At 46.5% G+C, this 9967-nt stretch carries 7 protein-coding genes, 2 rRNA genes and 1 riboswitch (1 of these 10 only partly in view); all 9 genes read left to right on the top strand.

Going from position 1 to position 9967, the window contains the following annotated elements; translation table 11 throughout:
* Window positions 1–2300: ribosomal RNA gene (locus AM500_RS00870) — 23S ribosomal RNA — on the top strand; it begins 634 nt to the left of the window's first position.
* Between the two features lie 72 nt (window positions 2301–2372).
* Window positions 2373–2489, top strand: a 5S ribosomal RNA gene (gene rrf, locus AM500_RS00865).
* Window positions 2490–2794: 305 nt separating this feature from the next.
* Window positions 2795–2896: riboswitch (purine riboswitch) on the top strand.
* A gap of 133 nt (window positions 2897–3029) precedes the next feature.
* Window positions 3030–3518, top strand: coding sequence for a 5-(carboxyamino)imidazole ribonucleotide mutase (purE, locus tag AM500_RS00860; protein ID WP_053601581.1), 489 nt, complete (start codon window positions 3030–3032; stop codon window positions 3516–3518).
* Window positions 3484–4662, top strand: coding sequence for a 5-(carboxyamino)imidazole ribonucleotide synthase (gene purK / locus AM500_RS00855; protein ID WP_053597518.1), 1179 nt, complete (start codon window positions 3484–3486; stop codon window positions 4660–4662). The genes purE and purK overlap by 35 nt, the downstream gene beginning before the upstream one ends.
* 15 nt (window positions 4663–4677) lie before the next feature.
* On the top strand, window positions 4678–5394 hold the full coding sequence (gene purC, locus AM500_RS00850; protein WP_053597517.1) for a phosphoribosylaminoimidazolesuccinocarboxamide synthase: 717 nt from the start codon (window positions 4678–4680) through the stop codon (window positions 5392–5394).
* Window positions 5382–5636: a phosphoribosylformylglycinamidine synthase subunit PurS gene (gene purS / locus AM500_RS00845; protein ID WP_053597516.1), complete on the top strand. Its 255-nt coding sequence runs from the start codon at window positions 5382–5384 to the stop codon at window positions 5634–5636. The genes purC and purS overlap by 13 nt, the downstream gene beginning before the upstream one ends.
* Window positions 5633–6316, top strand: a complete 684-nt coding sequence (gene purQ / locus AM500_RS00840) for a phosphoribosylformylglycinamidine synthase subunit PurQ (RefSeq protein WP_053597515.1) — start codon at window positions 5633–5635, stop codon at window positions 6314–6316. The genes purS and purQ overlap by 4 nt, the downstream gene beginning before the upstream one ends.
* Window positions 6300–8519, top strand: coding sequence for a phosphoribosylformylglycinamidine synthase subunit PurL (purL, locus tag AM500_RS00835; protein WP_053597514.1), 2220 nt, complete (start codon window positions 6300–6302; stop codon window positions 8517–8519). Before purQ ends, purL begins: the two co-directional genes overlap by 17 nt.
* Window positions 8504–9940, top strand: coding sequence for an amidophosphoribosyltransferase (gene purF, locus AM500_RS00830; RefSeq protein WP_053597513.1), 1437 nt, complete (start codon window positions 8504–8506; stop codon window positions 9938–9940). The genes purL and purF overlap by 16 nt, the downstream gene beginning before the upstream one ends.
* The last annotated feature ends 27 nt before the right edge of the window (window positions 9941–9967 follow it).

Genomic DNA, 9967 nt, shown 5'->3' with positions numbered 1-9967 from the left:
CGGTCCCATGCAAGGTTAAGCTGAAAAAGCGGAGCCGCAGCGAAAGCGAGTCTGAATAGGGCGAATGAGTATGTGGCCGTAGACCCGAAACCAGGTGATCTACCCATGTCCAGGGTGAAGGTAGGGTAACACCTACTGGAGGCCCGAACCCACGCACGTTGAAAAGTGCGGGGATGAGGTGTGGGTAGCGGAGAAATTCCAATCGAACTTGGAGATAGCTGGTTCTCTCCGAAATAGCTTTAGGGCTAGCCTCACGTTGTAAGAGTCTTGGAGGTAGAGCACTGTTTGGACTAGGGGCCCCCATCGGGTTACCGAATTCAGACAAACTCCGAATGCCAAAGACTTATCCGTGGGAGTCAGACTGCGAGTGATAAGATCCGTAGTCAAAAGGGAAACAGCCCAGACCACCAGCTAAGGTCCCAAAGTATACGTTAAGTGGAAAAGGATGTGGAGTTGCTTAGACAACCAGGATGTTGGCTTAGAAGCAGCCATCATTTAAAGAGTGCGTAATAGCTCACTGGTCGAGTGACTCTGCGCCGAAAATGTACCGGGGCTAAACGTATCACCGAAGCTGTGGGTGGACACCTTATGGTGTCCGCGGTAGGAGAGCGTTCCAAGGGCGTCGAAGCAAGACCGGAAGGACTTGTGGAGCGCTTGGAAGTGAGAATGCCGGTATGAGTAGCGAAAGATGGGTGAGAATCCCATCCACCGAATGCCTAAGGTTTCCTGAGGAAGGCTCGTCCGCTCAGGGTTAGTCGGGACCTAAGCCGAGGCCGAAAGGCGTAGGCGATGGACAACAGGTTGATATTCCTGTACCACCTCTTCATCGTTTGAGCAATGGGGGGACGCAGGAGGATAGGGTAAGCGCACTATTGGACATGTGCGTCTAAGCAGTTAGGCTGGGAAGCAGGCAAATCCACTTCCCGTGAAGGCTGAGCTGTGACAGCGAGGGAAATTTAGTACCGAAGTTCCTGATTCCACACTGCCAAGAAAAGCCTCTAGCGAGATGAAAGGTGCCCGTACCGCAAACCGACACAGGTAGGCGAGGAGAGAATCCTAAGGTGAGCGAGAGAACTCTCGTTAAGGAACTCGGCAAAATGACCCCGTAACTTCGGGAGAAGGGGTGCTCTTTAGGGTTCATAGCCCTGAAGAGCCGCAGTGAATAGGCCCAGGCGACTGTTTAGCAAAAACACAGGTCTCTGCGAAGCCGCAAGGCGAAGTATAGGGGCTGACGCCTGCCCGGTGCTGGAAGGTTAAGAGGAGGGGTTAGCTCACGCGAAGCTCTGAATCGAAGCCCCAGTAAACGGCGGCCGTAACTATAACGGTCCTAAGGTAGCGAAATTCCTTGTCGGGTAAGTTCCGACCCGCACGAAAGGCGTAACGATCTGGGCACTGTCTCAACGAGAGACTCGGTGAAATTATAGTACCTGTGAAGATGCAGGTTACCCGCGACAGGACGGAAAGACCCCGTGGAGCTTTACTGCAGCCTGATATTGAATTTTGGTACAGCTTGTACAGGATAGGTAGGAGCCTGAGAAGCCGGAGCGCCAGCTTCGGTGGAGGCGTCGGTGGGATACTACCCTGGCTGTATTGAAATTCTAACCCGCACCCCTTATCGGGGTGGGAGACAGTGTCAGGCAGGCAGTTTGACTGGGGCGGTCGCCTCCTAAAATGTAACGGAGGCGCCCAAAGGTTCCCTCAGAATGGTTGGAAATCATTCGCAGAGTGTAAAGGCACAAGGGAGCTTGACTGCGAGACCTACAAGTCGAGCAGGGACGAAAGTCGGGCTTAGTGATCCGGTGGTTCCGCATGGAAGGGCCATCGCTCAACGGATAAAAGCTACCCCGGGGATAACAGGCTTATCTCCCCCAAGAGTCCACATCGACGGGGAGGTTTGGCACCTCGATGTCGGCTCATCGCATCCTGGGGCTGTAGTCGGTCCCAAGGGTTGGGCTGTTCGCCCATTAAAGCGGTACGCGAGCTGGGTTCAGAACGTCGTGAGACAGTTCGGTCCCTATCCGTCGTGGGCGCAGGAAATTTGAGAGGAGCTGTCCTTAGTACGAGAGGACCGGGATGGACGCACCGCTGGTGTACCAGTTGTCTTGCCAAAGGCATCGCTGGGTAGCTATGTGCGGACGGGATAAGTGCTGAAAGCATCTAAGCATGAAGCCCCCCTCAAGATGAGATTTCCCATTCGCAAGAAGTAAGATCCCTGAAAGATGATCAGGTTGATAGGTCAGAGGTGGAAGCGCGGTGACGTGTGGAGCTGACTGATACTAATAGATCGAGGACTTAACCATATTTGATTGCTTGATGTTCTTCTATTTCTTCCTTTACGATTACCCAGTTTTGAGGGAACAACCCTCATATAGTCTGGCAGTTATGGCGAGAAGGCCACACCCGTTCCCATCCCGAACACGGAAGTTAAGCTTCTCAGCGCCGATGGTAGTTGGGGCGTAAGCCCCTGTGAGAGTAGGACGCTGCCGGGCAACAACAAAAGGGCAACCCATTACGGGTTGTCCTTTTTCGTATTCTTAGAATTTATATGTTTATCCCTTTTTTGTATCTAGCTCCAGTGTCTAGGAAAGCTTCCAAGAATAATCGTCGCAGAGACGGGCTGTTCTTTGCCTGTCTCGAGGCGCTTATGCCATACAACAATTATTGCAATTAAATAACATGAATTTTCAATATCTGACAGGCCCAAAGGCGAACAATTTAATAATTGTTTATCTTTAACGTTCGCTGTTTTTGGTTGACGGCTTCTAGTTGAAGCTGTTATGATGTTACCATCAAGAATATAAATGTAATTGCACCTCGTATAATCATGGGGATATGGCCCATAAGTTTCTACCTGGCTACCGTAAATGGCCGGACTATGAGGGAAAGCGGCATTATATTTGAAGTGGTGGAGTCTTTTTACTTCAGCTTCTATTTGTATTTGCCTTTCTGGCCCTGGCCGGACTGCTTTCTCTTTTAAAAGGGAACAGTCTGTCCAGGGTTTTTTATTTTTTGAAAAGGATGGGATTCGTATGAATACAAAAGTTGCCGTCATAATGGGAAGCAAATCAGACTGGGAAACAATGAAACATACATGCTCCATACTAGAAAGTCTCGGGGTGCCCCACGATAAAACGGTTATTTCCGCGCATAGGACGCCTGACTATATGTTTCAATTCGCAGAAAAGGCAAAGAGCCGGGGAATTGAAGTTATCATTGCCGGTGCCGGTGGAGCAGCGCACTTACCCGGGATGGTTGCCGCTAAGACCATAGTTCCAGTTATTGGGGTTCCAGTAAAGTCGAAGGCCTTAAATGGGCTCGATTCCTTGCTATCGATTGTTCAGATGCCAGCTGGTGTTCCTGTAGCAACAGTTGCCATAGGAGAAAGTGGAGCAAAAAATGCAGGCATTCTTGCCGCACAGATGCTTGCTATAAATGATGAAGTTCTGGCTGAAAGAATTGAAGAAATGAGGAGAGCAGCTCAGGATGCTGCCCTCGAAAGCAGTGGCCAGCTTGTTTAGGGAGTCTATTTTGCCTGGGGATACTATAGGTATAATCGGCGGCGGCCAGCTTGGCAGGATGATGGCATTAACAGCAAAGGCAATGGGCTATCGGATTGCAGTACTAGATCCAAACCCGGATTCACCATGTGGCCAGGTGGCAGATCATAAAGTTGTGGGGCCATATAGCAGTCTTGAAGCAATGGAACAACTTGCAGGAATAAGCAATGTAATTACGTACGAGTTTGAAAATATAGATGAAAATGCATTGGAAGCCGCAGCAAAGCTTTCCTGGGTTCCACAAGGTACGAAAGTGCTCCAGATAGCCAAAGATAGAATAGCTGAAAAACAGGCGATAACAGAGGCTGAGCTTCCTGTTGCACCATATAAGGCAATTACAACAAAAGAAGAACTTGCTGAGGCAGCAACACAACTTGGATATCCATGTGTCGCCAAAACAGCAAGGGGCGGATATGACGGAAAAGGGCAGTATGTAATAAGAGCTGAAGGAAGCCTTAACGCTGCAGCAGAACTTCTTCATCATGGCCCTTGCGTCGTAGAGCAGTGGCTTTCATTTAAGAAAGAGATTTCTGTTATTGTGGCACGGAATACAAGCGGGGAAACGGCGGTATTTCCTATTGCTGAGAACATTCACCATAACAATATACTTCATGAAACAATTGTCCCTGCCAGGTTAAGTAAAAAGGCAGAGAGAACTGCAACTGCCATTGCAATGAAGCTGGCTGAATCACTTAAAATGGTTGGCACTTTGGCAGTTGAGATGTTCTTGATGGATGATGATTCCATCAAAATTAATGAAATTGCCCCAAGGCCTCATAATTCTGGCCATTTCACCATAGAGGCGTGTGAAACGTCCCAGTTTACTCAACATATCAGGGCTATATGCAACTTGCCGTTAAGCAGGACAGATCTCTTGAAACCTGCAGTTATGGTAAATATCCTTGGTGAGCACCAGGGGAAGCTTTTGGAAAAGTTATCTGAACTGAAGGATTGGAATGTACATTTGTATGGGAAGACCGAAGCGAAGAAGGGCAGGAAGATGGGGCATGCAACATTGCTCCGAAACACGGTTGATGAAGCATTGGATGAGATTGAAAAAACAGGAATTTGGCATGTAAAAGAAACAGCCGTATCCGCCAAGTGAGAGGAGCCCGTATATATGGGAGAACTATTGTATGAAGGAAAAGCAAAAAGGATATACAGAACAGCTGATGAACAAATTGTGCTAGTGGAATACAAGGATTCTGCTACTGCTTTTAATGGGGAGAAAAAGGCAGAAATCTCTGGTAAGGGCCGGCTTAATAATGAAATCAGTTCAAATATATTTATAATGCTAAAAGAGCAAGGTATTGAGTCGCATTTTGTGGAAAAGGTGTCCGCGAATAGCCAGCTTGTTAAAAGAGTAACGATTATTCCACTGGAAGTTGTTGTCCGAAATTTAGCAGCAGGAAGTATGGCAAAACGGCTCGGCATGGAAGAGGGAAAGCCACTTAAAAAACCGATTGTTGAATTTTATCTTAAAGATGACAATCTTGGCGATCCACTCATTACGGAAGATCACATTGTTGAACTGAATTTAGCAACTCAGGGCGAGATTACAATTTTAAAAGAAAAGGCCCTTGAAATTAACAATGTTTTATCCACTTTCTTTAAGGAGATAGCGATTAACCTTATTGACTTTAAGCTTGAATTCGGAAAAGATGCGTCGGGAAAAATTGTCCTTGCTGATGAAATCTCACCTGATACATGCCGTTTGTGGGATAGCAAAACAAACGAAAAACTGGATAAAGACGTTTTTCGGAGGGATCTTGGCAGCCTTACGGAAGCCTATGAAAAAATACTTAATAGATTGGGAGGCTTATCATGGTCAAAGTAAAGGTTTATGTCACGTTGAAGGAAAGTGTTTTGGATCCTCAGGGAAAGGCGGTTTCAAATGCTCTGCACTCACTTGGATATGAAGAGGTCACTGACGTGCGGATTGGGAAGTATATGGAGCTTTTTATTGAAACAGGAGGCAGGGATGTTGAAACTGTAGTTCGGGAAGCATGTGAAAAGCTACTTTCAAATCCGGTTATCGAGGATTACCGTTACGAATTCGAGGAGGCTATGGTCCAATGAAATTTGCGGTAATTGTTTTTCCTGGATCGAACTGTGATTCCGACATGTACCATGCGATAAGAGATGAACTCGGTGCGGAAGCGGAATTCGTATGGCATACAGAGACAAGTCTTGATGGCTATGATGGGATTCTTCTCCCAGGGGGATTTTCATACGGCGACTATCTTCGTTGCGGAGCGATTGCCCGGTTCAGTGCAATTATGGCTGAAATTATTAAAGCAGCAGAAGCAGGGAAACCGGTTCTTGGTGTTTGCAATGGATTTCAAATACTCCTTGAGGCAGGTTTGTTGCCAGGAGCCCTCAGAAGAAACAAAAGCTTGAAGTTCCTTTGCTCTCCAGCAAAGATAAAAGTTGAGAACAACCAAACAATGTTCACGAGTGAATATACATTAGGTCAGACACTGTCCATCCCTGTTGCACATGGAGAGGGAAACTATTTTTGCGATGAAAAGACTCTCGCAACGCTTAAGGCAAATAATCAAATTGTGTTTACATATACAGAAGATATTAATGGGAGCCTGGATAATATTGCAGGAATCATCAATAAGCAGGGAAATGTCCTGGGAATGATGCCGCATCCTGAGAGGGCAGCCGATGAACTGCTCGGGAGTGTTGACGGCCTTCTCCTGTTCCAATCAATTGTGAAGCAATGGAGGGAATCATATGTTGTTAACGCTTGAGCCATCGCCGGAACAAATTCGGGAAGAAAGATTGTATCAGCAAATGGGCCTATCTGATGAGGAGTTCATAAAGGTGGAAGAAATTCTTGGGCGCCTTCCCAACTATACTGAAACTGGATTGTTTTCAGTGATGTGGTCAGAACATTGCTCGTATAAAAATTCGAAGCCGATTTTAAAAAAGTTTCCAACAAAAGGGGAACGTGTACTGCAAGGCCCAGGTGAGGGAGCTGGAGTCGTCGATATTGGCGATAGCCAGGCTGTTGTATTTAAAATTGAGAGCCACAACCATCCCTCTGCAATTGAACCGTATCAAGGAGCTGCGACCGGGGTTGGCGGGATTATCCGTGATATTTTTTCTATGGGAGCAAGACCGGTTGCGCTATTGAATTCACTTAGATTTGGTGAACTTGATTCATCAGCTCGGGTCCGCTACTTATTCAAGGAAGTTGTTGCCGGAATAGCTGGATATGGAAACTGCATTGGCATCCCGACAGTTGGGGGAGAAATTCAGTTTGATGCCTCCTATGAGGGCAATCCGCTTGTCAATGCAATGTGTGTAGGTTTGATTGACCATAAGGATATTAAAAAGGGGTTGGCAAGCGGAGTTGGCAATACAGTGATGTATGTAGGTGCCAAAACAGGACGCGATGGCATCCATGGAGCAACGTTTGCTTCTGAAGAGCTAACAGACCAATCGGATGAGAAACGCCCTGCGGTCCAGGTTGGCGATCCATTTATGGAAAAGCTTTTGCTCGAGGCATGCCTCGAACTTATACAATCTGATGCTCTTGTTGGAATTCAGGATATGGGCGCTGCAGGACTGACAAGCTCAAGTGCCGAAATGGCGAGCAAGGCAGGATTCGGTATAGAGATGAACCTGGATCTTGTTCCACAAAGGGAATCAGGGATGACTGCTTATGAAATGATGCTGTCGGAATCCCAAGAACGGATGCTGATTGTTGTTAAAAAAGGGCGCGAACAGGAAATAGTTGACCTTTTTTCAAAATATGAACTAGAAGCTGTTGCCATTGGGGTTGTTACAGATGACAAGAAGCTTCGCTTAATGCATCAGGGCGAAGTAGCTGCTAATGTACCTGTTGATGCACTTGCACTTGAAGCACCGGTTTACCATAAGCCATCAACTGAACCAGCTTATTTTCGTGAATTCCAGGCAATGGCCAGCAGCGTACCGGAAGTTGATAACTACGGGGAAACTCTTCTTAGGTTGTTAAAACAGCCTACCATAGCCTCAAAAGAATGGGTCTACAATCAATATGACTATATGGTACGTACAAATACAGTTGTGGCACCAGGCTCCGATGCTGCAGTTATCAGAATCAAAGGGACTAAAAAGGCTCTCGCCATGACGACGGACTGTAATTCACGCTACCTTTACCTGGACCCTGAAACAGGCGGTAAAATAGCTGTATCGGAAGCTGCTCGTAACGTTGTTTGTTCAGGTGCCGAGCCGCTGGCTATTACAGACAACCTGAACTTTGGCAGCCCGGAAAAACCAGAAATTTTCTGGCAGATGGAAAAGGCAGCTGACGGCATTAGTGCGGCATGCCGTACTCTAAATGCACCTGTTATTGGAGGAAATGTATCACTCTACAATGAAACGAACGGTAATGCCATTTATCCAACTCCAGTTATTGGCATGATCGGGCTTGTTACAGATATTAGCCATATTACAACACAGCAGTTCAAGCAGGCAGGCGACCTAATTTATTTACTAGGTGAAACGAAAGATGAATTCGGAGGTTCCGAACTCCAGAAGCTTATGTATGGCGAACTTTTTGGTAAATGCCCGGAACTTGATTTGGAAGTAGAAGCTGCCTATCAGAAGGCTGTATTAGATGCAATCCGCTCTGGCATTGTTGCTTCTGCACATGACTTATCTGAAGGGGGCCTTGCGGTTGCCCTCGCTGAGTGCGCAATTGGATCAGATGGCCTTGGAGCTGATGTACAGCTTAACGGAAACCCGGTATCAGCACTATTCAGCGAGTCACAATCACGGTTCTTACTAACAGTTAAAAAAGAACATCAAAGAGAATTTGAAGACTTAACCGGTGCCATGCTTATTGGTTCCGTTACCTCTGAACCAATTTTGAACATAGAAGTGAATGGGGTTAAAGTCATTAGTGAATCAATTAATAAATGTGAAACAGCCTGGAGAGGAGCTATCCCATGCTTGCTGAATTAAAGGGATTGAACGAGGAATGCGGTATCTTTGCAGTTTGGGGACATGAGGATGCTGCCAGGCTGACGTATTATGGACTTCATAGCCTCCAGCATCGGGGCCAGGAAGGAACCGGAATCATACTGTCAGACGGCGAAAAGCTTACTGGCCTTAAAGGGGAAGGATTAGTTTCCGAGATTTTCACTGAGCAGGCAATAGCAGGATTGAAAGGCCATGCAGCAATTGGCCATGTCCGTTATGCCACAGCAGGCGGGGGTGGATATGAAAATGTCCAGCCCCTTCTCTTCCATTCACACACAGGCAGCATGGCACTCGCTCACAACGGCAATCTAGTAAATGCAAAGCTAATTAAATCGATTCTTGAGCAACAGGGAAGCATCTTCCAAACTAGTTCCGATACAGAAGTACTTGCCCATTTAATTCGAAGAAACAGCGAATGGCTTCTTAAAGATCGTGCAAAAAATGCCCTTAAACAAATTGAAGGTGCATTTGCATATGGCATTCTTACTGAAACTGAATTGATGGTCGCTCTTGACCCACAGGGGCTAAGGCCTCTTTCTCTGGCAAAATTGGGCGACGCATATGTGATTGCATCAGAAACATGTGCTTTTGACGCTGTAGGTGCAGATTTTATCCGTGACATTCTGCCAGGAGAATTATTGGTTATAAACAAGGATGGACTCCATACTGAATTCTTTGCAGAAAGCCGGGAAGAGGCAATCTGCTCGATGGAATATATTTATTTTTCACGTCCCGATAGTAACATAAATGGGATCAATGTCCATTCTGCAAGGAAAAGCCTAGGAAAAAGACTGGCCCTTGAAGCAAAAATAGAGGGTGATGTCGTAACAGGGGTGCCTGATTCCAGTATCTCTGCAGCAATTGGCTACGCCGAGGCCTCGGGCATCCCTTATGAGATGGGATTGATTAAAAATCGCTATGTAGGGCGTACGTTCATCCAACCATCTCAATCCCTCCGTGAGCAGGGCGTTAAAATGAAGCTTGCACCAGTTAGAGGCGTAGTTGAGGGAAAACGTGTCATTATGGTTGATGATTCCATCGTCAGGGGGACAACGAGCAAGAGGATTGTTTCAATGCTGAAGGAGGCCGGGGCCCGTGAGGTACATGTAGTGATAAGCTCTCCACCTATAACACACCCATGCTTTTATGGGATTGATACATCGGCAAAAGAGGAATTGATTGCCCACTCGAATTCACCTGAGGAGATAAGGAAAATCATAGGGGCTGATTCACTTACATTCTTGAGCATCGAAGGAATGCTTGAAGCAATTGGCCGGAAGCACGAAGGGAAGAATTGTGGCCAATGCCTGGCCTGCTTTACCGGAGAATACCCAACTGAACTTTATCCGGATACACTTCAATACTATTACCAAAAAAATCTCACACCAGTGAAGACAAATTAATAATATTTTGTACTAACAAAATAATGG

Origin of the sequence: Bacillus sp. FJAT-18017 (assembly GCF_001278805.1) — a bacterium.
Taxonomy (GTDB): Bacteria; Bacillota; Bacilli; order Bacillales; family Cytobacillaceae; genus Bacillus_D.
This window is presented reverse-complemented; position numbering and strand designations above follow the sequence as displayed.